General features: G+C 58.4%; 23 protein-coding genes. 11 read left to right on the forward strand and 12 right to left on the reverse strand.

Annotated features, from left to right (window positions below):
• Positions 1-306 precede the first annotated feature (306 nt).
• Positions 307-1,077, forward strand: coding sequence for an SDR family oxidoreductase (locus tag ABTV22_RS02630; protein WP_433738433.1), 771 nt, complete (start codon positions 307-309; stop codon positions 1,075-1,077).
• Between the two features lie 95 nt (positions 1,078-1,172).
• Here the strand turns inward: ABTV22_RS02630 and ABTV22_RS02635 are convergent, their stop codons facing one another.
• Complete coding sequence (locus ABTV22_RS02635) at positions 1,173-2,306, reverse strand: AGE family epimerase/isomerase (protein WP_433738434.1); 1,134 nt, start codon at positions 2,304-2,306, stop codon at positions 1,173-1,175.
• A 148-nt stretch (positions 2,307-2,454) separates the two neighbouring features.
• On the opposite strand from ABTV22_RS02635, the gene ABTV22_RS02640 reads away from it, so the two are divergent.
• A complete protein-coding gene (locus ABTV22_RS02640) occupies positions 2,455-2,976 on the forward strand; it encodes a hypothetical protein (protein WP_433738435.1) in 522 nt (173 codons plus the stop codon).
• Positions 2,977-3,084: 108 nt separating this feature from the next.
• Here the strand turns inward: ABTV22_RS02640 and ABTV22_RS02645 are convergent, their stop codons facing one another.
• From ABTV22_RS02645 to ABTV22_RS02670, 6 genes are all read right to left on the reverse strand, one after another.
• Complete coding sequence (locus tag ABTV22_RS02645; RefSeq protein ID WP_433738436.1) at positions 3,085-3,657, reverse strand: HupE/UreJ family protein; 573 nt, start codon at positions 3,655-3,657, stop codon at positions 3,085-3,087.
• Between the two features lie 27 nt (positions 3,658-3,684).
• Entirely contained in the window at positions 3,685-4,299 is a 615-nt protein-coding gene (gene ureG / locus ABTV22_RS02650; RefSeq protein WP_034149659.1) for an urease accessory protein UreG, read from the reverse strand.
• 35 nt (positions 4,300-4,334) lie between these two features.
• Complete coding sequence (locus ABTV22_RS02655; protein WP_433738437.1) at positions 4,335-5,009, reverse strand: urease accessory protein UreF; 675 nt, start codon at positions 5,007-5,009, stop codon at positions 4,335-4,337.
• Positions 5,006-5,506, reverse strand: coding sequence for an urease accessory protein UreE (gene ureE / locus ABTV22_RS02660; protein WP_433738438.1), 501 nt, complete (start codon positions 5,504-5,506; stop codon positions 5,006-5,008). Before ureE ends, ABTV22_RS02655 begins: the two co-directional genes overlap by 4 nt.
• Before the next feature lie 251 nt (positions 5,507-5,757).
• Positions 5,758-6,390, reverse strand: coding sequence for a TetR family transcriptional regulator (locus tag ABTV22_RS02665; protein WP_433738439.1), 633 nt, complete (start codon positions 6,388-6,390; stop codon positions 5,758-5,760).
• A 171-nt stretch (positions 6,391-6,561) separates the two neighbouring features.
• A complete protein-coding gene (locus ABTV22_RS02670; protein ID WP_433738440.1) occupies positions 6,562-7,074 on the reverse strand; it encodes a hypothetical protein in 513 nt (170 codons plus the stop codon).
• 378 nt (positions 7,075-7,452) lie between these two features.
• Here ABTV22_RS02670 and ABTV22_RS02675 point away from each other — a divergent pair, with 378 nt between their 5' ends.
• Positions 7,453-9,522 (forward strand): AsmA family protein, encoded by a 2,070-nt coding sequence (locus ABTV22_RS02675; RefSeq protein ID WP_433738441.1) that lies wholly within the window; start codon positions 7,453-7,455, stop codon positions 9,520-9,522.
• Positions 9,523-9,668: 146 nt separating this feature from the next.
• Here the strand turns inward: ABTV22_RS02675 and ABTV22_RS02680 are convergent, their stop codons facing one another.
• The 3 genes from ABTV22_RS02680 to ABTV22_RS02690 all read right to left on the reverse strand — a co-directional run bounded on the left by ABTV22_RS02680 (position 9,669) and on the right by ABTV22_RS02690 (position 12,297).
• Positions 9,669-10,379, reverse strand: a complete 711-nt coding sequence (locus ABTV22_RS02680; RefSeq protein WP_433738442.1) for a hypothetical protein — start codon at positions 10,377-10,379, stop codon at positions 9,669-9,671.
• Between the two features lie 70 nt (positions 10,380-10,449).
• Complete coding sequence (locus ABTV22_RS02685; protein WP_433738443.1) at positions 10,450-11,217, reverse strand: hypothetical protein; 768 nt, start codon at positions 11,215-11,217, stop codon at positions 10,450-10,452.
• Positions 11,218-11,358: 141 nt separating this feature from the next.
• Entirely contained in the window at positions 11,359-12,297 is a 939-nt protein-coding gene (locus ABTV22_RS02690) for a LysR substrate-binding domain-containing protein (RefSeq protein ID WP_433738444.1), read from the reverse strand.
• Between the two features lie 120 nt (positions 12,298-12,417).
• On the opposite strand from ABTV22_RS02690, the gene ABTV22_RS02695 reads away from it, so the two are divergent.
• The 3 genes from ABTV22_RS02695 (at position 12,418) to ABTV22_RS02705 (ending at position 14,360) form a co-directional block, all read left to right on the forward strand.
• Positions 12,418-13,056, forward strand: a complete 639-nt coding sequence (locus ABTV22_RS02695) for an FMN-dependent NADH-azoreductase (protein ID WP_433738445.1) — start codon at positions 12,418-12,420, stop codon at positions 13,054-13,056.
• Positions 13,057-13,362, forward strand: a complete 306-nt coding sequence (locus tag ABTV22_RS02700; RefSeq protein ID WP_433738446.1) for a DMT family transporter — start codon at positions 13,057-13,059, stop codon at positions 13,360-13,362.
• A 107-nt stretch (positions 13,363-13,469) separates the two neighbouring features.
• Positions 13,470-14,360 (forward strand): esterase/lipase family protein, encoded by an 891-nt coding sequence (locus ABTV22_RS02705; RefSeq protein WP_433738447.1) that lies wholly within the window; start codon positions 13,470-13,472, stop codon positions 14,358-14,360.
• A gap of 102 nt (positions 14,361-14,462) precedes the next feature.
• On the opposite strand, the gene ABTV22_RS02710 is transcribed toward ABTV22_RS02705, so the two are convergent.
• Positions 14,463-15,350: a DMT family transporter gene (locus tag ABTV22_RS02710; protein WP_433738448.1), complete on the reverse strand. Its 888-nt coding sequence runs from the start codon at positions 15,348-15,350 to the stop codon at positions 14,463-14,465.
• 96 nt (positions 15,351-15,446) lie between these two features.
• Here ABTV22_RS02710 and ABTV22_RS02715 point away from each other — a divergent pair, with 96 nt between their 5' ends.
• The 3 genes from ABTV22_RS02715 to ABTV22_RS02725 all read left to right on the forward strand — a co-directional run bounded on the left by ABTV22_RS02715 (position 15,447) and on the right by ABTV22_RS02725 (position 17,798).
• Positions 15,447-16,241, forward strand: coding sequence for an AraC family transcriptional regulator (locus ABTV22_RS02715; protein WP_433738449.1), 795 nt, complete (start codon positions 15,447-15,449; stop codon positions 16,239-16,241).
• A gap of 64 nt (positions 16,242-16,305) precedes the next feature.
• Positions 16,306-16,614 carry a PsiF family protein gene (locus ABTV22_RS02720; RefSeq protein WP_433738450.1) on the forward strand — a complete coding sequence of 103 codons (309 nt, stop codon included), beginning with the start codon at positions 16,306-16,308 and terminating at the stop codon, positions 16,612-16,614.
• A gap of 170 nt (positions 16,615-16,784) precedes the next feature.
• Positions 16,785-17,798, forward strand: coding sequence for an AI-2E family transporter (locus ABTV22_RS02725; RefSeq protein WP_433738451.1), 1,014 nt, complete (start codon positions 16,785-16,787; stop codon positions 17,796-17,798).
• Positions 17,799-17,914: 116 nt separating this feature from the next.
• Here the strand turns inward: ABTV22_RS02725 and ABTV22_RS02730 are convergent, their stop codons facing one another.
• A complete protein-coding gene (locus ABTV22_RS02730; protein WP_433738452.1) occupies positions 17,915-19,189 on the reverse strand; it encodes an Hsp70 family protein in 1,275 nt (424 codons plus the stop codon).
• Between the two features lie 296 nt (positions 19,190-19,485).
• On the opposite strand from ABTV22_RS02730, the gene ABTV22_RS02735 reads away from it, so the two are divergent.
• Together ABTV22_RS02735 and ABTV22_RS02740 are read left to right on the forward strand one after the other, a co-directional pair.
• Positions 19,486-20,430, forward strand: a complete 945-nt coding sequence (locus ABTV22_RS02735) for a DnaJ C-terminal domain-containing protein (protein WP_433738453.1) — start codon at positions 19,486-19,488, stop codon at positions 20,428-20,430.
• Between the two features lie 24 nt (positions 20,431-20,454).
• Positions 20,455-20,760, forward strand: a complete 306-nt coding sequence (locus tag ABTV22_RS02740; protein WP_433738454.1) for a chaperone modulator CbpM — start codon at positions 20,455-20,457, stop codon at positions 20,758-20,760.
• Positions 20,761-20,767: the final 7 nt, after the last annotated feature.

A 20,767-nucleotide genomic window follows, 5' to 3' on the forward strand; every position in this document is an offset into this window, starting at 1 on the left:
CGGCTTGCAGCTTTTTCACTTGCCCCCAGAGACTGTGGACCGGCCTGTGGATAACATGCGCGCATGTCGCTGTAAGCCATACAGGGTAAGGCCTGACAGGGATTGATCAAATTTCATACAGTAAGCACCGTCCTTTAGGGGCTGCTGCACGCTGCGACCTTTTGATTTTATGTTTCAAGATCAAAAGGTCGCAGCCTGCGGCAGCGCCTACAGAGGAACATGGTTGCCGGTAAGAGCCTGGCCGGGCATGCTGCCTGCTGATTTCCATTCCAATGGCTGACCCTCAGCCGACGCAAGGAGAACACGATGTCCAACACCCTGTTTATTACCGGCGCGACCTCCGGTTTTGGTGAAGCCTGCGCCCGTCGTTTTGCCGAGGCTGGCTGGAAACTGGTGCTGACCGGCCGTCGTGAAGACCGTCTCAACGCGCTGTGCGCCGAACTGTCGAAGCAGACCGAAGTGCATGGCCTAGTGCTGGACGTGCGTGACCGCAAGGCTATGGAAGACGCCATTGCGAACCTGCCGCCGAGCTTCGCCAAGCTGCGTGGGTTGATCAACAATGCCGGGCTGGCCCTGGGCGCAGATCCGGCGCCCAAGTGCAGCCTGGACGACTGGGACACCATGGTCGATACCAACATCAAGGGCTTGATGTACAGCACCCGCTTGCTGCTGCCGCGCCTGATTGCCCACGGTCGTGGTGCCGGGATCGTCAACCTGGGGTCGGTCGCCGGCAATTATCCGTATCCGGGCAGCCATGTGTATGGCGGGACCAAGGCCTTCGTCCAGCAGTTCTCCCTGAGCTTGCGTTGTGATCTGCAAGGCACAGGCGTACGCGTCAGTAACCTCGAGCCGGGTCTGTGCGAGAGTGAGTTTTCGTTGGTGCGTTTCGGCGGTGACCAGGAACGTTACAACGCCACCTACGCCGGTGCCGAGCCGATCCAGCCCCAAGACATCGCTGACACCATTTTCTGGATTCTCAATGCCCCGGCACACATCAACATCAACAGCCTGGAGCTGATGCCGGTAAGCCAGAGCTGGGCCGGGTTTGCGATCGATCGCAGTGGTGGCAAGGCGTAAGACCGCATAACGGCCATTCGCGGGCAAGCCTCGCTCCTACAGTGAATTTGCATAACCTGTAGGAGCGAGGCTTGCCCGCGAAGGCGATTTCACAGTCAACGAAGATATTCAGCCAACCCGGCGTAGCAAGTCGCCAGGTGATAAGGCGTGGTCGACGGCATGTCCCTGCGGCTCACTTCTCCGTGCTCGTCACGGCACTCATACCAGCCCCCCGCGTGCAGCGAACGTTGCTGCAACGCTTGCAATTGACGCAAGACAGCCGCCTCGCTATCTGGGCGCAAGGTCAATGCCCGCAAGTACTCAGCCTGCGCCCAGATGCGCTGGGTCGCGTCGCGCGAACCGCCATCCGGACCGAGGTCAAGCATGGCGCGCACGGCACCGGTCTGTTGATCGACCCCCAATTGCTCTGTGAAGGCAAACGCCTGCGACAGCGAGGCGTGCAATTTCGAACCGCGCAGCAGGTCGGACGACTCCAGCAGGAAATACCACTCGAACTGATGCCCAGGCTCGAACCAGTTATCCACAGCACCCAAGGGTTTTTCCATCAACACGCCGTGTTGCGGATCGATAAAACGCTTCTGCATGGCTGTGCATAACTCGACCAGCGCCCGCTGCACGGCGAGGTCTTCACGTACCGACAAGGTGGCGAGGAAGGCTTCGGCCAGGTGCATCAACGGGTTTTGCAGTGGGCCGGTTTCCAGCGTGTTCCAGTTGCGATCGAGATTGGCCTCATAGAGACCATCGCCGGTGGCGAACTGTCGCGAGATCACTTCCAGGGCGGCATTGAGCACTGACTCGACCAGTGGCTCGCGGACTTTTTTCCAATAATGGGCGCAGGCGAACAGAATGAAGGCGTGGGTGTAGAGGTCTTTGCGCTTATCCAGCGGCGCGCCTTGCGGGTCGATGCTGTAGAACCAGCCGCCATGCTCGGCGTCGTGGAAATGCCGCTGCAACGAGCGGAACAGCGCCGCTGCACGTTCTTCTGCCGCTGGCACCTGGCCGATCAGGCTGGCGAACAGATACAGCTGTCGTGCACAGGCCATGGCGCGGTAACGCTGGGGCGGCAGCGGCTGGTGTCCGGCATCCAGCGCCTCATAGGGCAGTGCCATGTCGGCATTCCAGCCCGGGCCTTGCCAAAGCGGCACGATCACGTTCAGAAAGTGCTGCTGCACCGAAGTGAACAGGGCGGTCAGTTCAGGCTGGGAGGCGGAGCGGGGGGCTTGCGGCATTGGCTGGCGTCGTCACGGCAGGGTTGATTGCGCGACATGTTAGCAGGCCTGAGAGCCATGGTGTCTGTCAGGCCGCCTTCGCGGGCAAGCCTCGCTCCTACGGATTCCGGGTCGTACCAATCATTCGGGGTCCAACATCAATCCCGGCATGACGGGTCGTACCAATCATTCGGGGTCCAACATCAATCCCGGCATGACGGGTCGTCCCAATCATTCGGGGTCCAACATCAATCCCGGAATGACGGATCGTCCCAATCATTCGGGGTCCAACATCAATCCCGGCATGACGGGTCGTCCCAATCATTCGGGGTCCAACATCAATCCCGGAATGACGGATCGTCCCAATCATTCGGGGTCCAACATCAATCCCGGCATGACGGGTCGTCCCAATCATTCGGGGTCCAACATCAATCCCGGCATGACGGATCGTCCCAATCATTCGGGGTCCAACAACAATCCCGGAATGACGGGTCGTCCCAATCATTCGGAATCCAGCATCAATCCCGGAATGACGGATCGTCCCAATCATTCGGGGTCCAACATCAATCCCGGAATGACGGGTCGTCCCAATCATTCGGGGTCCAACATCAATCCCGGAATGACGGGTCGTCCCAATCATTCGGGGTCCAACATCAATCCCGGAATGACGGGTCGTCCCAATCATTCGTGATCCAACATCAATCCCGGAATGACGGATCGTCCCAATCATTTGGGATCCAACATTAATCCCGTAGGAGCGAGGCTTGCCCGCGAAGAGGCCATCACAAGCGCTACAGAATCAACCCGCCAACAACCAGGCCCCGGTCGCCGCCGAGGCCGCTCCCGCCAGCCGAACCAACGGTGCCGCTGCTTGAGGCAAAACCCGCACCACCGCATACCCCGCACCATGCAACGCCGCCGTCGCCACCACAAAGCCTATTGCATAGGCCCAAGGGTTCGACATATCCGGCAATTCCAGCCCATGCGCCACGCCATGAAACAGCGCAAACAACGCCGTCGCCACCAGCGCCATGCTCAATGGCGGACGCACCGCCAATGCCACCGCCAGCCCCAGCGCCAATACGGACGCGGCAATTCCGCTTTCCAGCGCCGGCAGGTTCAGCCCTTCGAAACCCAGCATTGCGCCAAGCAGCAGGGTGCCGACGAAGGTGCACGGCAGCGCCCAACGAGCGGCGCCTTTGTGTTGTGCCGCCCAGAGGCCGACGGCGAGCATCGCCAGCAAGTGGTCGAGGCCACCGATCGGGTGGCTGACGCCGGCGATCAAGCCGTTGTCGCCGTGTCCCGGGTGGGCGAAGGCAATGGCCGGGGTCAGCAACAGCGCCATGGCGCCCAGAATGCGTTTCAGTGTCATGGATTAGCTTCCTTGTGAATAAGTGAATCAGGCCGCCGTCAGCAAGCCCTGACGTTCGATGAAGGCGATGATGTCTTCCAGGCCCTGGCCGGTTTTCTGGTTGCTGAAGACGAATGGCTTGCCGTTGCGCATGCGGGTGGTGTCGCTGTCCATCAAGGTCAGCGATGCGCCTACCAGTGGCGCCAGGTCGATTTTGTTGATTACCAGTAGGTCGGATTTGCAGATCCCCGGCCCGCCCTTGCGCGGCAACTTGTCGCCAGCGGAAACGTCGATCACGTAAATGGTCAGGTCGGACAGTTCCGGGCTGAAGGTTGCCGACAGGTTATCGCCACCGGACTCCACCAAAATCAGGTCCAGGCCCGGAAAGCGCCGGTTCAATTGATCCACGGCTTCGAGGTTGATCGAGGCGTCTTCACGGATCGCCGTGTGCGGGCAGCCACCGGTTTCCACGCCGATGATGCGTTCCGGTGCCAGGGCCTGGTTGCGCACCAGGAAGTCGGCGTCTTCGCGGGTGTAGATGTCGTTGGTCACCACGGCTAGGTTGTAGCGGTCACGCAGAGCCAGGCAAAGCGCCAGGGTCAGGGCGGTTTTGCCGGAGCCGACCGGGCCGCCGATGCCGACGCGCAGGGGTTGTGTGTTCATGTGGTTCTCCAAATAGGGCGGCCAAAAAAAGGGGTTTAGGAACGGAACAGACGGCTGTACTGGCGTTCGTGGGCCATGCACGTCAGGGACAGGCCGAAAACGGCGCTGCCAGAGTGTTCGGGGTTAAGGGTCGTTGCGTTCTGCTGGGCCTGCTGCAACAGCGGTAATAATTCGCTGGTCAGGCGCTGGGCCGCCTGTTGGCCCAACGGCAGGGTTTTCATCAGCACCGCCAATTGGTTTTCCAGCCAGCTCCAGAGCCACGCGGCCAGCGCATCCTGCGGGCTGATCCGCCAGGCGCGGGCGGCAAGGGCCCAGCCCAGCGCCAGATGCGGTTCGGATCGTTGTTGGAGGAAGGCGCGGGCGCTGGTATCCAGCTCCGGCAAGCCGTTGAGCAGTTGCTGGAGGGAGTAGCCCATCTGCCGGCTTTCCTGATGCAACTCGCGGGTTTCCCGGCTGGCACGGTGTTCTTCGCAGAGTCGCAGTAACTCGCTCCAGTGCTCATTCTGGGCGGCCACACAATGGGCGAGCAGCAGCGGCGCTTCGAAACGGGCGAGATTGAGCAGTAATTGATCACTGATCCAGCGCCGCGCACTGTTGGGGTCGTTGACCACACCGTTTTCCACGGCCATTTCCAGGCCTTGGGAATAGCTGTAGCCGCCAATCGGCAGTTGCGGACTGGCCAGGCGTAACAATGCCCAGGCCGGGTTCACAGGCGCACGCCAAACTGATGCAGTTTGGGCGGGTAGTTAAAGTCTTCATCGCCATGGCGGGAATGATGATGACCGCCGCCGTAAGCGCCGTGTTCGGGTTGGAATGGGGCTTCGATGTGCTCGGTGGTGGCACCGAGTTGTTCGAGCATGGCCTTGAGCACGTAGTCGTCGAGTAGACGCAGCCAGCCGTCGCCCACCTGAAGGGCGACGTGGCGATTGCCCAGGTGATAGGCGGCTCGAGTCAATTCAAAGGCATTGGCGCAGGTGACGTGCAGCAGTTGTTCGGGACGGGCGCAAACGCGGACGATGCGCCCGTCTTCGGCTTGCAGGCATTCGCCGTCATGCAGGGGCGATTGACCACGCTCCAAAAACAACCCGACGTCTTCGCCCTCGGCACTGAAACAGCGCAAACGGCTTTTGCTCCGGGCTTCGAACGTCAGGTGCAACTCGGCGGCCCAGACGGGTTGAGGGTCGATTCTGCGGTGAATCACCAGCATCGGAAAGCTTCCAGCAATGGACGATGCACAGGCTAGAGCAAGGGGCTTGCCAATCGGCGACAGGCGTAGGAAATGGCTGTGGGAAACGTAGTTCGTGTCTAAAAGGATGCAGAAAAGCGCGTAGATTTGGTGCGGTAACTATTCGGGTGCACCAATAGGTGGCGCACAAAAAAAGATCGCAGCCTTCGGCAGCTCCTACAGAGGGATGTGATCTGTGTAGGAGCTGCCGAAAGCTGCGATCTTTTCAGGCGTCACTCGGTACTGCCGAGTCCTTGCCAGTGCTTGAGGCCGATGAAGATAAACCGCAGCTGCTGGGTGATCTTTGCCTGTGGCGTCAGATGCTCAGGCAGCGCCTCGGCCGGCGGATCGATGATGTCCGGCAAGGTGGCGAACACGCTTTTGACGATCAGGTCGGCCATGACGCTCAGGCCGGCGAGGTCCAGGTGTTGCAGCTTGGGCATCAGCGACAGGTCGGCCGCCAGGTCCGAGCTGATGTCTTCGCGTAAACGGCCAATGGCCAGCCGCACAGGGAGCGAACCGCCATATTGCTCGCGGGCCAGAAACAGAAATTGCGAACGGTTGGCGCTGACCACGTCGAGAAAGATCCGCACCGACGCATCGATGATGCCGCCCATGACAAACTCGTTATGCCGTACCAGGCGGATGGTTTCGCGAAAGGTCTGGCCGACCTCGCTGACCAGCTCCAGGCCCAGTTCGTCCATATCGGCGAAATGCCGATAGAAACCGGTCGGGACGATCCCGGCGGTTTTCGCCACTTCACGCAGACTCAGGCTGCCGAATCCTCGACCGCCTTCCATCAAATGGCGAGCAGCGTCCATCAGGGCGTTGCGGGTTTGTTGTTTCTGTTCGGCGCGAGGCAGCATCGCAAGGACGTTTTCTGGAATAAAAGAGCGACGCACTCTAGCAAATCGGGTTTGTCGGCGTCGAACGACGATAGAGGTTCAAGCGAGGAGATGTTGCAATTACAAAGTGAAGCGCCAGACAGTCAAAAGCCCAATCCGGTGATTGGGCTTTTTTTCAGGGCGGCCATGGGCTTAGCTCATAGCGCTGTTGCGTTCGATGACACGGTCACCACCATCTGCGGCAACGGTTTGACCTTGTGGGGTTTTGTCGTAGCCGTCAGCAGCAACAGTTTGGCCTTGTGGGGTTTTGTCGTAGCCGTCAGCAGCAACAGTTTGGCCTTGTGGAGTTTTGTCGTAGCCGTCAGCGGCAACAGTTTGGCCTTGTGGGGTTTTATCGTAGCCGTCAGAGGCAACAGTTTGGCCTTGTGGGGTTTTGTCGTAGCCGTCAGAGGCAATGGTTTGGCCCTGTGGAGTTTTGTCGTAGCCATCAGCGGCAACGGTTTGACCTTGTGGGGTTTTATCGTAGCCATCTTGAGTGATCAGGCCTTTTTCTTTCAGGCGATCGTTACCACCTTCCGCCAAGGTCTGGCTGAACACCGAGTGGCTGACTTTGACTTGTGGAGTGGCTTGGTCGGCGGCAGGCAGTGCGAAAGCAGTGCCGGCCAGCATGGAAAGGGTAAGGCTTATTAGTATTTGGCGTTTCATGATCGGGGTGCTCCGTAGCAAGGCAATAAATTGGGTACGAAGGCAATGCTACTCTCGATAAGTCGATATAAAAGTTCATAAACGCAATGTTAATAATCAACAGAATTGATTGTTCTCTGCAGGCCTTGCAAACCGGGCCTTTGCGGTGCACCGAGGTGGGTATTTTCGACACGTTTACGCCACGCAAAAGTGCGAGTGCGGTAACGCGAGAGGTTAAGGAAAAGCAGCAAACAAGCGTGTGATTTCGGCAAAATCGGCTTTTTGATTAAACCTGCGGACCGTTTTTCAGTCGTAGATTCCATAGCGGGCCGGTTCTGGCCCAGCGTTTCCAAAGTGCGTCGCAGTCGGGGCGCTCAGTCGTATCAGGAGCCCTGTGCAATGACGCGCACTCACAAAATTCTCGCCTGGACCTTCTCAAGCCTCGTTGTTCTGCTGGTGGCACTGGTACTGATCATCGTGTTCTTCGATTGGAACCGGATCAAACCACCGCTCAATGCCAAGGTCTCCGAAGAACTGCACCGACCGTTCGCCATCAATGGCAACCTGGCGGTGGTCTGGCGGCGCGAGCTCGATGAGGGTGGTTGGCGTGCCTGGGTGCCCTGGCCGCATGTGGTGGCCGAAGATTTGAGCCTGGGCAATCCTGACTGGTCGAAAACGCCAGAAATGGCGAGCCTCAAGCGTGTGGAGCTGCGTATTTCACCCCTGGCCTTGATGGCGCAGCGGGTGGTGATCCCACGCATCGACCTCACCGAACCCAATGCCCAGCTGCAACGCCTGGCCGACGGCCGCGCCAACTGGACGTTCAAATTCGATCCGAAAGACCCGAACGCCGAACCTTCGCCGTGGGTGGTGGACATTGGCGCGATCGGCTTCGATAAAGGCCATGTCACTCTCGATGACCAGAACTTGAAGACCCAGCTCGACTTATTGATCGACCCGTTGGGCAAGCCGATCCCGTTCAGTGAGATCGTCGGTGATAAAACCGCGAAAGCGGCACAAGAGAAGGGTGCAGTGCCTCAGGACTATGCATTTGCTCTGAAGGTCAAAGGCCAGTATCACGGCCAGAAACTGACCGGGCAGGGCAAGGTTGGAGGCCTGCTGGCCTTGCAGGACGCCGCGCGACCGTTTCCGTTGCAGGCTCAAGTAAAGGTCGCCGACACCAGTGTCGAATTGGCCGGCACCCTGACTGACCCAATGAACCTGGGGGCTCTGGATCTGCGCCTGAAGCTGGCGGGTAACAGCCTGGGCAACCTCTATCCGCTGACCGGCGTGACCCTGCCGGATACGCCGCCGTATGCCACTGACGGTCACTTGATCGCCAAGCTGCATGAGCCTGGCGGCGCGGTGTTTCGCTATGAGGAATTCAACGGCAAGATCGGCGCCAGCGATATCCATGGCAGCTTGAGCTACGTCGCCAGCCAGCCGCGGCCGAAGCTCAGCGGGTCCCTGCTTTCCAATCAGTTGTTGTTTGCCGACCTGGCGCCGTTGATCGGCGCCGACTCCAATGCCAAGCAAGAGGCCAGGGGAGGCGAGAGCAAGCAGCCTGCGGACAAGGTGCTTCCAGTCGAGGAGTTCAAGACCGAGCGCTGGCGCGATATGGATGCCGATGTCGAGTTCACCGGCAAACGCATCGTCCACAGCGAAAAACTGCCGTTCAATGATCTCTACACACACCTGGTGCTCACCGATGGTGTGCTCAGTCTTGAGCCGCTGCGTTTTGGCGTGGCGGGAGGCAAGCTGGATGCACTGATTAAACTTAACGGCCGCACTGAACCCCTGGAGGGCAACGCAAAACTCACCGCTCGTGGGTTCAAACTCAAGCAACTGTTCCCGACGTTCGAGCCGATGAAAACCAGTTTTGGCGAGCTTAATGGTGATGCCGATATCAGCGGGCGCGGTAACTCGGTGGCCAAATTGCTGGGCAGTGCCAGTGGCAACCTTAAGCTGCTGATCAACGATGGCGCCATCAGTCGCGAACTGATGGAACTGGCTGGGCTGAACGTCGGCAACTATGTAGTTGGCAAGATTTTTGGCGACAAGGAAGTGAAGATCAACTGCGCAGCTGCTGACTTTGATATCAAGACAGGGCTGGCGACCACGCGTCTGTTTGTCTTCGATACCGAGAACGCGATCATTTATATCGATGGCACCGCAAACATGGCGACCGAACAGTTGGACCTGACGATCACTCCTGAATCCAAAGGCTGGCGGCTGATTTCGTTGCGTTCGCCGCTGTATGTGAGGGGCAAGTTCATCAAGCCCGATGCGGGGGTGAAGGCCGTACCGTTGATGCTGCGCGGGGCGGGGATGGTGGCGCTGGGCGTGATTGCCGCACCGGCGGCGGGGTTATTGGCGCTGGTGGCTCCGAGCGCGGGCGAACCGAATCAGTGTGCGCCGTTGCTGGAGCAGATGAAGGCGGGCAAGGCGCCGAAGACTGTAAAAAACTGATGCGCGAATGTTGTCTTTTGTAGGAGCGAGCATGCTCGCGATGGTCGTTAACGATTACGCGTATGTGCTGGCTAAACACGGTGCTCTTGAATGCATCACGAGCAAGCTCGCTCCTACAGTTTGTTCATCTAAACAGCATCGGTTGTTCAAATCACCCAATTGGGTATTGGAACATGCAGCAAGTCAGTGTGGATGCGATTGCCTATTTTTTTTATGACAGTCGCTCTGACCTTATCGTACTCGCGCTCATCCAGCGAACTGACCAACAACCACATGTTGGACTTTCCATCCTTGATGGCGTTGAGAACGGGTTGATCCAGGATGTCGATGCTGATTGCATCGGCTGTCTTGAATGCCGCCTGCAGGGTAATGATGCTTGCATTGTTGCGAACGATGGTCAGTCGAGTTGAAGTGGCAATCGTTTTTTTTGTCGAGGGGAAACAGGTGTTCTCAATGCATGGAGTAAATGCATTGGCTTGAAGTCTATCGAGAATGAGTTGAATAACCGGCGATTGCGAAGACAGCTTCTTCAACTGAAGAAAGGCGTTAAGCAGTGCTTGTTTTTCCTCTTTGCTCAGAGTAGACCCCGTGACTGATTCGATAACTTGTAAAAGGCTCTTCGCGGAAAAGTCGTAGTGCCTGAACTCTCTGCTTTTTTCAATCCAACCCAGTCGGCCCACGGTAGTGACATAGTTGGATAATAGCTGTTCCCGATCATTTTGGTGTTTCGAAGTCGATACGAGTTCGCCGAGAAGGCTTGAATTCAAAACATCATTTTTAAAGGTCTTTGTGTGATTGCCACAAAAGACGATGATGTTGCCGCTGATCAGGTAGATGTCATAGATTGATGTTTCCATGTTAAGTGGCTCGACAGTTGTCAGTGGGTTTTTAAATTGACAGTTTTTACCAACTTAAAGATGAAGTTGTTTAAAAGTCAGGCAGGTTGTCAATGTACTTGCTGGCGGCATCGGTGTACCTGCTTATCAGCTTGGCTCGTATTCCCGAGAAGGTACTGTTGTTCAGATACATCCGCACTGCACCGGTTTTTATGGAGGTGGACTGTCTTGTGGACTTCCAGAACAAGATGCCACGGGTACTTTCTCGTGCATCGAGGGAGACGCAGTTAAGGACCATGTTCGCTTGGCCGTGGTTATCGAGCCAGACCGGCGCAATGTCGAACTTGGCCTGGGCGCCAAGTTTGAAGTCGCGATTGAAGATTTCGATAGCCTTTGGGCTTTTTTGCACGGTTTCTACAGCTTGTTTTGCGACCTTTGACAGAACGACAGCGGCGCCAGGAGTGAGCAGGCTGCTGGTAACCTCAAGGGCAACCTGGTCCATCGTCAGGCCGACTCTCCTGATGGTGGTCTCTTGAATATCCTTGTTTTGGAACACCCAGCCAATATTTGAAAGGCCGGTAATATATTCTTTATACCACTCAAATAGTTGTTTCTCCTCTGGGTATTTTTTGGTGGCGGCATACTGCATGACTAACTTGCATAGATTGACGTCGTCAATGATCGGCTGCGGGACGCCGGGAAGAAATGCGTTTATCGTGTCGGGCATTACACTGGCAGTTGGTTTGTTGATGTCATGGGGTGGGGTGTCTTTTGAAAGATTGGCAAAGCTCCGCGGTATTATAGTGGGTGGCAACAAGGGCAGTGATTCGATAAATTCAAGTCGTTGTTCATAAAGCATGAGTGTATTCCTTTACTTGTTTGTGTGGGCAATCGTTTGGTTGTGACTGTTAGAGTAATTTCATCCTGAAAAAAGTCTATGTAAGGTTTGTAACTTCAAATGCGATCAGGGTGGGGTGTGAATAAAGTTGTACTTTGATTCTTATTGGGTAAGTGTCGGGCTAGAGATATTAAATACTTGATCGCACGTGTTCGCCGGAGGTCGACGCTCCTCTTGCAGCCACGCAAAAAAAGCCCGAACCGGCGGATGTCGCTCCCGTCCCGGTACACACAGGGCGCTGTAACCGGCGCCATCCACCTGCACATCGCCCCGATAAGGCATCAGTAATCCGCTGGCCACACTCTCGGACACCAGAATATTGCTCGCCAGCACCAGCCCTTGCCCGGCTATCGCCGCTTGCAGGGCGTAATGTTCTTCATCGTATTCGCGCACGGCGGGTTGGCCGGTCAGCCAGGCTTCGCCGGATTGTGCGCACCAGGCTTCCCAGCCGTGGGCATAGAGTTTGGAGTTGTGCCAGCGCACGCTGATCAGCGTCGGTGTGCAAGTGGCTGCCAACATCACTTGTTCCGGCGAGCCATAGACGCCAAAGGATTCGTCGAACAGACAAAGACCGTACAGGTTCGGGTAGTCGTCGAGGCTGTAGCGCACCACCAGATCGACACTGGCGTCCTGATGCAGGTCGATGACTTCGCAATGGGTGTCGAGGCGCACGCTGATGTTCGGATGGCGGGCGTAGAAGCGGCCCAGGCGCGGCACCAGCCACAGGGCGGCGAAGGCCGCGGTGGTGGAGATCGTCAGACTGGTGCCGCTGCGTTGCGGGCGCAGGGTATCGACGCTTTGTGCCACTTCCAGAAACGCGCCATGCAGGCTATGGAACAGTCGCTCACCGCCTTCGGTCAGGCGCACCTGGCGTGGCAGGCGTTCGAACAGCTGCACGCCGAGCCAGGTTTCCAGTGAACGGATCTGGTGGGACACCGCCGTCGGGGTCACTGACAGTTCTTCGGCGGCGGCTTTGAAACTCAGCAGGCGCGAGGCCGATTCAAAGGCACGCAGGGCCGTCAGCGGCAAAGAGGCAAACATGAAGACTCCATGGATGAAACAGATTCATCCAGAATGATTTTTGCTCAGTTGAACAGGGGCAACCACAAGCTTGAAGCTGCAAGCCACAAGCAGTTTTAGTTTAGTCCCGAGGAGATTCAGATGAGTAAAATTCTTGCTGTTCATGCCAGCCCACGAGGTGAGCGCTCGCACTCACGGCGTTTGGCCGAGGTATTTCTTTCGGCCTTGCAAGCCCGCAAACCGCAGGCGCAACTCACCCGCCGCGAAGTCGGTCGGGCGTTGATACCGCCGGTCAACGAGGCATTCGTGGCCGCTGCGTTTTACCCGGAGCCGGACGCGCGACCTCTGTCGATGCAGGCGGATCTGGCGTTCAGCGATGAACTGGTTGGTGAATTGCTGGGACATGACGTGCTGGTGATTTCCACGCCCATGCATAACTTCAGCGTCCCCAGTGGCTTGAAGGCCTGGATCGATCAGATCGTGCGTATCGGGCTGACCTTCAACCACACCCTGGACAACGGCGTGGCTCAGTACGAACCGCTAGTGCACGGTAAAAAGGCGCTGATTGTCACCAGTCGCGGTGGCTTCGGTTTCGGTCCGGGCGGTGAGCTGGAAGCCATGAACCATGCCGATTCCTTGCTGCGCACGGCGTTGGGCTTTATCGGCATCACCGATGTCACGGTGGTCGCTGCTGAAGGTGAAGAATCCGAAGCGCGCACGTTTGCGGTGTCCGCTGCACAGGCCGAACAACGGCTGGTCGCGTTGGCCAGGGAGTTCTGAATGGCCTGGCTGTGTTTACTGATCGCCGCGGGCTTTGAAGTCACCTTCGCCATGGGTATGAAGTACGCCGAAGGTTTCACCCGCCTGTGGCCGTCGCTGATCACCGTCGTGGCGGCGGTGGGTGGGGTGTATTTCCTGACCCTGGCCATGCGCGAGCTGCCGGTGAGCATCGCTTACCCGATCTGGACCGCTATCGGCTCGCTGGGCACGGTGTTTCTCGGGTTTGCGTTGTTGGGCGAAAGCCTGACGGCGGTCAAATTAGTGTCGGTCGGGCTGATCGTGGCGGGTGTCGTCGGGTTGAAGTAGGGCGGATGTCATAGACTGCAGGTTGAGTTGTCATCTTCGCTGGCGATGCTTGGTGGATGTCTTGCATCCGATCTTGCGTCACTCAACGTTTACAAGGATGTCTGCCCATGTCGCAGGGTTCGGCAACGCGTTACCCGTTGGTGCTGGTCCCGGGAATGCTCGGTTTTGTCCGGCTGCTGCTCTATCCCTACTGGTACGGGATCGTTCCGGCGTTGCGCCAGGATGGTGCGCAGGTGTTCGCGGTGCAGGTCTCGCCCCTCCATTCCAGTGAAGTGCGCGGTGAACAATTGCTGGCGCGGATCGAGGAAATCCTGCGCGAAACGGGGGCCGAGAAAGTCAACCTGATCGGCCACAGCCAGGGTGCACTCACGGCCCGTTATGCGGCCGCCAGACGCCCGGATAGGGTGGCGTCGGTGACATCGGTGGCGGGGCCGAATCACGGTTCGGAACTGGCCGATTACCTGCACACACACTATCCACACGGTAGCGTTAAGTGCCGATGGTTGATTTTTTTGGTGCGCATGGTCGGGGTGTTGATGGGCCTGCTGGAAACCGGATATCGCGGGCCGAAGCTGCCGGTGGATATCCATGCCTCCCACCATTCACTCACCACGCAAGGCGTGGCACTGTTCAATCAGCGATATCCACAAGGGTTGCCTGAGACATGGGGCGGGCATGGGCCATCGCAGGTGAATGGCGTTCGCTATTACTCCTGGTCCGGCACCCTGCAACCGGGCAAGACCAATCGTGGACGCAACCTGTTCGATGGCACCAACCGCACTTGCCGATTGTTCGCCAAAACCTTTGTGCGCGAGGCTGGGCATTGCGATGGGATGGTCGGGCGCTACAGCTCGCATCTGGGGATGGTGATTGGCGATGAGTATCCGCTGGACCATTTCGACATCGTCAATCAGTCGTTGGGGTTGGTGGGGAAGGGGGCGGAGCCGATCCGGTTGTTTGTAGAACACGCCGTGCGACTCAAGGCAGCAGGGCTCTAGACCGCGTTGTGGCGAGGGGATTTATCCCCGTTGGACTGCGTAGCAGTCCCATTTTTTGGGGCCGCTTCGCAGCCCAACGGGGATAAATCCCCTCGCCACAGATCAGGCATGGCTGACCTTTCTGCTCAACACCGTCGTCCACCGCTCCGAAACAATCACCCCACCCAACGTCAAAACCCCACCCACCAGGTGATAAACCGCCAACTGCTCATGCAGCACCACCGCGGCGATCAACGCAGTCATCACCGGCAGTAAATTGAAAAACAGCGTGGTCCGACTCGGGCCCAGTCGCACCACGGCCTGCATCCAGGCCAATGGCGCCAGCATCGAGGCCAGCAAGCACGCGTATAGCACCAGCGGAATGTTCTGCAGGGTTGGGCCGATCTTCGGTGAGGCGAGGAACAGCGGAAACAGCACCACCACCGCCACCAGCACCTGTAGATACAGCAACACCAGCGGTGGCAATTTCAGCTGCCATTTCTTCAGCAGGGTGCTGTAGACCGCGTAGGCCAGTGTGGCGATCAGCATCATCGCATCGCCCAGGTTCACCCCATGCTCGAGCAGCACCTCGAGGCTGCCGGACGAGACAACGACCAATACCCCGGCAAACGACAGCACCGCACCGGCCAGCGCACCGGCGGTCAGGCGCTGGCCCAGGCTGATGATCGCCATGGCCAGAGACATCAATGGCATCAGCGACAGGATGATGCCCATGTTGGTGGCCGAGGTCAGTGCCGCGGCGAAATACGCCAGGCTTTGATAGACCGCCATGCCAAGTACGCCGAGGATGAAGACCTTGCCCAGATTAGGGCGGATGGCCGGCCAGTGGGCGATCACCGGTTTGAGCATGAAGGGCGTGAACAGCAAGCCGGCGAGCAGCCAGCGATAAAAACCGATTTCAGCGGGGAAGATCGCACCGGCCGACATTTTCGTGATCACGGTGTTGCCGGCCCAAATGAAAATGGCCAGCAGGGGGTAAGCGTATTGCATTGGGAAAAACCAGAACGTTAGTGAGGGGCGATTATCCCCTGTCTGGATACAAGCCTATACTTCGATCCAGACAACACGCCCCTGATTCCGGACAGCATGACCAGTCAACACATCGACCTGCTTGATTTCAGCGAACTGCCTGCCCCGGTGTACTTCCGCTACGCCGATTTCGATGCGCACCGTTTTGCTTCGGCTCACCAACATCCCTGGGGCACGCTGGAGTATTCCGCCCATGGCGTGCTGCACATGGAGATCGGCGGTAGTCGGTTCATGTCGCCGCCGCAATACGCGGTGTGGGTGCCCCCCGAAACCGAACACAGTTTCTACAGCAATCAGCCCATCAACTACCGTGCGGTCTGCCTCGCGCCGACCCTGTGCCGTGACTTGCCGGCGCAGGCCTGCACCCTGGACATCAGTGACATCCTCAAGGCCATCCTCAAGGATTTCGCCGCCCGTGACGTGAAAATTCCCGAGCGGGATGCCGATCAGCGCCTCGCGCAAGTGTTGGTGGACCAACTGCAACAGGCGCCGGTGCATGAGTGCTACTTGCCCTATGCCAGCAGTGCCGGGCTGCTTGGCATTCTCGAAGCCTTGCAAAGCGACCCAGGGGATAACCGGCCACTAGCGGAGTGGGCGGGGCTCATCCATGTCAGTGAACGTACCTTGGCGCGACAGTTTGTCCGCGAGTTGGGCATGAGCTTCGGCGAGTGGCGCCAGCGCCTGCGGTTTCTTGCGGCGATCGAAGCGCTGGACAGTTCGCGCAGCATTCAGGAAATCGCCTTCGACCTGGGTTATAGCACCGGCTCGGCGTTCATCGCGATGTTCCAGCGTCAGGCCGGCTGCACGCCGGAGCAGTACCGACGCAGCCACCTGGAGAGCAGGAAGGTGTAACAGCCTTTGTCTACACTCCAGGGCAAGGCCGTTCCCCTCGGTGCGGCGACAAGGAGAAAACTCCATGAAGATGCTGCGTGTCCCTTTGTTGATGATTGGATTACTGCTCTGCTCCCAAGGCTTCGCTGCCACTGAACAACAAAACAAGATGACCACCTGCAATGCCGACGCTACCGCCAAAAGCCTCAAGGGCGATGAACGCAAAGCCTTCATGAGCACTTGCCTCAAAGCGGCACCGGCGGCCAACGATGCTGCCAAGGCCTTGACCCCGCAGCAGGAAAAGATGAAGACCTGTAACGCCGATGCCACCACCAAAGCCCTGAAAGGTGATGCGCGCAAGGCGTTCATGAGTGAGTGCCTGAAGAAAAAATAAAGTCAAAAGATCGCAGCCTTCGGCAGCTCCTACAAAAGATTGCGATCCCTGTAGGAGCTGCCGAAGGCTGCGATCTTTTCGGCGCGACACCGGGCGTGTTCATAAACTCGCTTCGCTGCCGGAACGCTGGCAGACTGCCAATCCTTTTACGCCGTTCGTTTTGAGGCTGTATGCCAACGTTTTCTCAGCGTCAAGTTTTGCTGGTCATCAGCTGGGTCATTATTTTCGGCGGGTTGCTGCTGGTGATCCCGTTGCGGTTGTTGCCCAGCCTGTTGGCCGGGCTACTGGTGTTCGAACTGGTCAACATGCTCACCCCGCAATTGCAGCGATTGATCGAGGGTCGACGCGCACGCTGGCTCGCAGTGGCCTTGTTAGGGACTTTGATTGTCAGTGTGCTGGCGCTGATCTTTGCCGGCGCCATCAGCTTTCTGCTGCACGAGGCGGAGAACCCCGGCGCCTCCCTCGACAAGTTCATGGGCGTGGTCGATCGTGCTCGCGGTCAACTGCCACCGTTTATCGATGCCTACCTGCCGGCCAGTGCCGCCGAGTTTCGCGTAGCGATTGGCGAGTGGGTCAGCAAACACCTCAGTGACTTGCAGCTGGTAGGCAAGGACGCTGCACACATGTTCGTGACGCTGCTGATCGGCATGGTGTTGGGGGCGATCATTGCCTTGCAGCGCATTCCTGACCTGACCAAGCGCAAACCGCTGGCTGCCGCACTGTTCGAGCGCTTGCACCTGTTGGTCCAGGCCTTCAGAAATATCGTCTTCGCGCAGATCAAGATCTCCCTGCTCAACACCTTCTTTACCGGGATCTTCCTGGCGGTCGTGCTGCCGATGTTCGGCATCAAGCTACCGCTGACCAAGACCCTGATCGTCCTGACCTTCCTGCTAGGTCTGTTGCCGGTGATCGGCAATCTGATGTCCAACACCCTGATCACCATCGTCGGCCTGTCGTTGTCGATCTGGGTGGCCTTGGCGGCGCTGGGTTACCTGATCTTTATCCACAAGCTCGAATACTTCCTCAACGCGCGTATCGTCGGCGGGCAGATCAGTGCCAAGTCGTGGGAGTTGCTGTTGGCGATGCTGGTGTTCGAAGCCGCGTTCGGCCTGCCGGGAGTGGTGGCGGGGCCGATTTATTACGCGTACCTGAAGAGTGAGTTGAAGCAGGTGGGGATGGTTTGATCAGGCAGATCTTTATTGCCTGACAAGACCCCTTCGCGAGCAGGCTCGCTCCCACAGAAGAATGCGATCAACTGTGGGAGCGAGCCTGCTCGCGATAGGGGCGCTTCGGTCTCGGATCAGTCCATGGTGCCGTAACGCTTGGCCGCTTCAATGGCCAAACCACTACCAATGCTGCCAAAGATATTGCCTTCCACATGCCGCGCATTCGGCAGCATCGCCGACACGCTGTTACGCAGCGCCGGAATCCCGCTCGAACCACCGGTGAAGAATACGGTGTCGACCTGACCGACCTGAACGCCGGCATCGTTCAACAACTGGCTGACGCTGTTGCGCACACGCTCCAACAAGTTGTCGATGGCCGATTCGAACAGCGCCCGGCTCAGTTCCACGCTCAAACCGGCTTCGATGCGATCCAGCGGAACGGTGCGGCTGTCGACATGGGTCAGTTCGATTTTGGTTTCTTCCGTCAACATGGCCAGCCAGTGCCCGGCGCGCTGTTCGATCAACTTGAACAGGCGATCGATGCCGCCGGTGTCTTCGATGTCGTAGCGCATGCTGCCCAGCGCCAGTTGCGACTTCTGTGAGTACACCGAGTTGATGGTGTGCCAGGTCGCCAGGTTCATGTGGTGGCTGGTGGGCATGTAGGCGCCGCTCTTCATCCGGCTGCCGTAGCCGAACAGCGGCATCAGGCCCTGCAGGCTCAATTGCTTGTCGAAGTCGGTCCCGCCGATGTGCACGCCGCCGGTGGCCAGGATGTCTTCCTGGCGGTTATCCACACCCCGGCGCTCAGGCGACAGGCGTACCAGCGAGAAGTCGGAGGTACCCCCGCCGATGTCGACAATCAGTACCAGCTCTTCCTTTTCAATGGTCGACTCATAGTCGAACGCCGCAGCAATCGGCTCGAACTGGAATGAGACTTCCTTGAAACCGATCTTGCGCGCGACTTCCACCAGGGTGTCTTCGGCTTCTTTGTCGGCGACCGGGTCTTCGTCAACGAAAAACACCGGGCGCCCCAGCACCACTTGCTCGAATTCCCGACCGGCGGCCGCTTCGGCGCGGCTCTTGAGCTGGCCGATGAACAGGCCGAGCAGGTCCTTGAACGGCATGGCCGTGCCCAGAACGCTGGTGTCGTGCTTGATCAGCTTGGAACCCAGCAGGCTTTTGAGCGAGCGCATCAGTCGGCCTTCGTAGCCTTCCAGGTACTCGTGCAGCGCCAGCCGGCCGTACACCGGGCGGCGTTCTTCGAGGTTGAAGAAGACCACCGAGGGCAGGGTGATCTTGTCATCCTCCAGCGCAATCAGCGTTTCCATGCCGGGGCGCAGCCAGCCGACGGTGGAGTTGGACGTGCCAAAGTCGATACCAACGGCACGGGCTGGAGAAGCGTTTTTCATGTCTTTCAGGTTCCGGTTAAAAAACGGCCGCGCAGTGTATGCCAGTGCGGCACAGAATCGAAGGCCGGTTATCTGCTAAATCTCGCCGTCAGGCGCCTTGAAAGATGTGCCATCACCCCCAAACTACCCTGCATCAACCGGACAGCCAGGAGCGAGCGCAAGTCGCCCCGCCTGCTGCCGATAAACTTCTGAAGCGCTACCCGGTCACAATCCTGAGATCGGTCAATTTGTGTGCAGCCAAAAGGCGCATGCTGTGGCAGGTGGCGCGATTTCGATAACGGATGGTGATTCGAGCGATGGACTTCAAAGACTATTACAAGATTCTCGGTGTGGAACCGACAGCTGACGACAAGGCCATCAAGGCGGCCTATCGCAAGCTGGCGCGCAAATACCACCCCGACGTCAGCAAGGAAAAGGACGCCGAAGCCAAGTTCAAGGACGCCTCGGAAGCCTATGAAGCGCTGAAAAGCGCCGACAAGCGCGCCGAATACGACGACCTGCGCCGTTATGGCCAGCATGGGCAACCGTTCCAGGGGCCGCCGGGCTGGCAGAGCCGTGGCGGTTTCGGCGGTGGACAGGACACCGGCGATTTCTCGGACTTCTTCAGTTCGATCTTTGGCAACCGAGGCCCAGGTTTCGGTGGTGGCGGACAGTCGCGCCGCAGCACCGGGCGTCGAGGGCAGGACGTGGAAATGGAACTGGGTGTTTTCCTTGAGGAAACCCTGTCGAACGAATCGAAGAAGGTCACCTTCCAGGTGCCGCAATACAACGCGGCCGGCCAGCACGTCAGCAACACCCCGAAAAGCCTGAACGTGAAAATCCCTGCCGGCGTGAGCGATGGCGAGCGCATCCGCCTTAAAGGGCAGGGCGCGCCAGGGGTTGGCGGTGGCGCCAACGGCGATCTGTACCTGACGATCCGCTTTGCGCCGCACCCCAAGTTCGACGTCGAAGGCGAAAACCTGATCATCACGTTGCCACTGGCACCGTGGGAGCTGGCGCTGGGCACTGAAGTCGCGGTGCCGACCCTGACCGGCAAGATCAACCTCAAGGTCCCGGCCGGCAGCCAGAACGGTCAGCGCATGCGCGCCAAGGGCCACGGCTTGCTGAACAAGTCGGGTGAGCGGGGCTACCTGTTCGTGCAACTGAAGGCCGTCATGCCGAAGAAAACCGACGATGACATCAAGGCCCTGTGGCAGGAACTGGCGAAGAAAGCCGCCTTCGACCCGCGAGAGAACTTCTGATTTGGAACCAAGGAGCTACTGACCATGAGCAGTCCCCTGATCGTTCAACTGGACTTGGCAGAATTCTGTGAGGCGACTGACCTGTCGGACGTCTACGTGATCGAAATCGTCGAGCACGGCATCCTCGAACCTCAGGGTACCGTGCCCAAGGACTGGCGTTTCACCGACTACGAACTGGCACTGGCCAAACGGGCCGCCAAGCTGCGCCATGATCTGGAGTTGGACTGGGAAGGCGTCGCCCTGGCGCTGGACCTGCTGGAAGAGGTCCAGCAGTTGCGGGCGGAAAACCAGATGCTCAAGCAGCGGTTGGGGCGGTTGGTCGTCGAATAGTCCCCAA

Source organism: Pseudomonas putida (genome assembly GCF_050990305.1).
GTDB classification, from domain to species: Bacteria; Pseudomonadota; Gammaproteobacteria; order Pseudomonadales; family Pseudomonadaceae; genus Aquipseudomonas; species Aquipseudomonas putida_AH.

What these genes read in the sequence shown, in the direction of transcription:
- ABTV22_RS02630 (WP_433738433.1), top strand. Translation starts at nt 307, where the DNA reads ATGTCCAACACCCTGTTTATTACCGGCGCGACCTCCGGTTTTGGTGAA.
- ABTV22_RS02635 (WP_433738434.1), bottom strand. Translation starts at nt 2,306, where the DNA reads ATGCCGCAAGCCCCCCGCTCCGCCTCCCAGCCTGAACTGACCGCCCTG.
- ABTV22_RS02640 (WP_433738435.1), top strand. Translation starts at nt 2,455, where the DNA reads ATGACGGGTCGTACCAATCATTCGGGGTCCAACATCAATCCCGGCATG.
- ABTV22_RS02645 (WP_433738436.1), bottom strand. Translation starts at nt 3,657, where the DNA reads ATGACACTGAAACGCATTCTGGGCGCCATGGCGCTGTTGCTGACCCCG.
- ureG (WP_034149659.1), bottom strand. Translation starts at nt 4,299, where the DNA reads ATGAACACACAACCCCTGCGCGTCGGCATCGGCGGCCCGGTCGGCTCC.
- ureE (WP_433738438.1), bottom strand. Translation starts at nt 5,506, where the DNA reads ATGCTGGTGATTCACCGCAGAATCGACCCTCAACCCGTCTGGGCCGCC.
- ABTV22_RS02665 (WP_433738439.1), bottom strand. Translation starts at nt 6,390, where the DNA reads ATGCTGCCTCGCGCCGAACAGAAACAACAAACCCGCAACGCCCTGATG.
- ABTV22_RS02670 (WP_433738440.1), bottom strand. Translation starts at nt 7,074, where the DNA reads ATGAAACGCCAAATACTAATAAGCCTTACCCTTTCCATGCTGGCCGGC.
- ABTV22_RS02675 (WP_433738441.1), top strand. Translation starts at nt 7,453, where the DNA reads ATGACGCGCACTCACAAAATTCTCGCCTGGACCTTCTCAAGCCTCGTT.
- ABTV22_RS02680 (WP_433738442.1), bottom strand. Translation starts at nt 10,379, where the DNA reads ATGGAAACATCAATCTATGACATCTACCTGATCAGCGGCAACATCATC.
- ABTV22_RS02685 (WP_433738443.1), bottom strand. Translation starts at nt 11,217, where the DNA reads ATGCTTTATGAACAACGACTTGAATTTATCGAATCACTGCCCTTGTTG.
- ABTV22_RS02690 (WP_433738444.1), bottom strand. Translation starts at nt 12,297, where the DNA reads ATGTTTGCCTCTTTGCCGCTGACGGCCCTGCGTGCCTTTGAATCGGCC.
- ABTV22_RS02695 (WP_433738445.1), top strand. Translation starts at nt 12,418, where the DNA reads ATGAGTAAAATTCTTGCTGTTCATGCCAGCCCACGAGGTGAGCGCTCG.
- ABTV22_RS02700 (WP_433738446.1), top strand. Translation starts at nt 13,057, where the DNA reads ATGGCCTGGCTGTGTTTACTGATCGCCGCGGGCTTTGAAGTCACCTTC.
- ABTV22_RS02705 (WP_433738447.1), top strand. Translation starts at nt 13,470, where the DNA reads ATGTCGCAGGGTTCGGCAACGCGTTACCCGTTGGTGCTGGTCCCGGGA.
- ABTV22_RS02710 (WP_433738448.1), bottom strand. Translation starts at nt 15,350, where the DNA reads ATGCAATACGCTTACCCCCTGCTGGCCATTTTCATTTGGGCCGGCAAC.
- ABTV22_RS02715 (WP_433738449.1), top strand. Translation starts at nt 15,447, where the DNA reads ATGACCAGTCAACACATCGACCTGCTTGATTTCAGCGAACTGCCTGCC.
- ABTV22_RS02720 (WP_433738450.1), top strand. Translation starts at nt 16,306, where the DNA reads ATGAAGATGCTGCGTGTCCCTTTGTTGATGATTGGATTACTGCTCTGC.
- ABTV22_RS02725 (WP_433738451.1), top strand. Translation starts at nt 16,785, where the DNA reads ATGCCAACGTTTTCTCAGCGTCAAGTTTTGCTGGTCATCAGCTGGGTC.
- ABTV22_RS02730 (WP_433738452.1), bottom strand. Translation starts at nt 19,189, where the DNA reads ATGAAAAACGCTTCTCCAGCCCGTGCCGTTGGTATCGACTTTGGCACG.
- ABTV22_RS02735 (WP_433738453.1), top strand. Translation starts at nt 19,486, where the DNA reads ATGGACTTCAAAGACTATTACAAGATTCTCGGTGTGGAACCGACAGCT.
- ABTV22_RS02740 (WP_433738454.1), top strand. Translation starts at nt 20,455, where the DNA reads ATGAGCAGTCCCCTGATCGTTCAACTGGACTTGGCAGAATTCTGTGAG.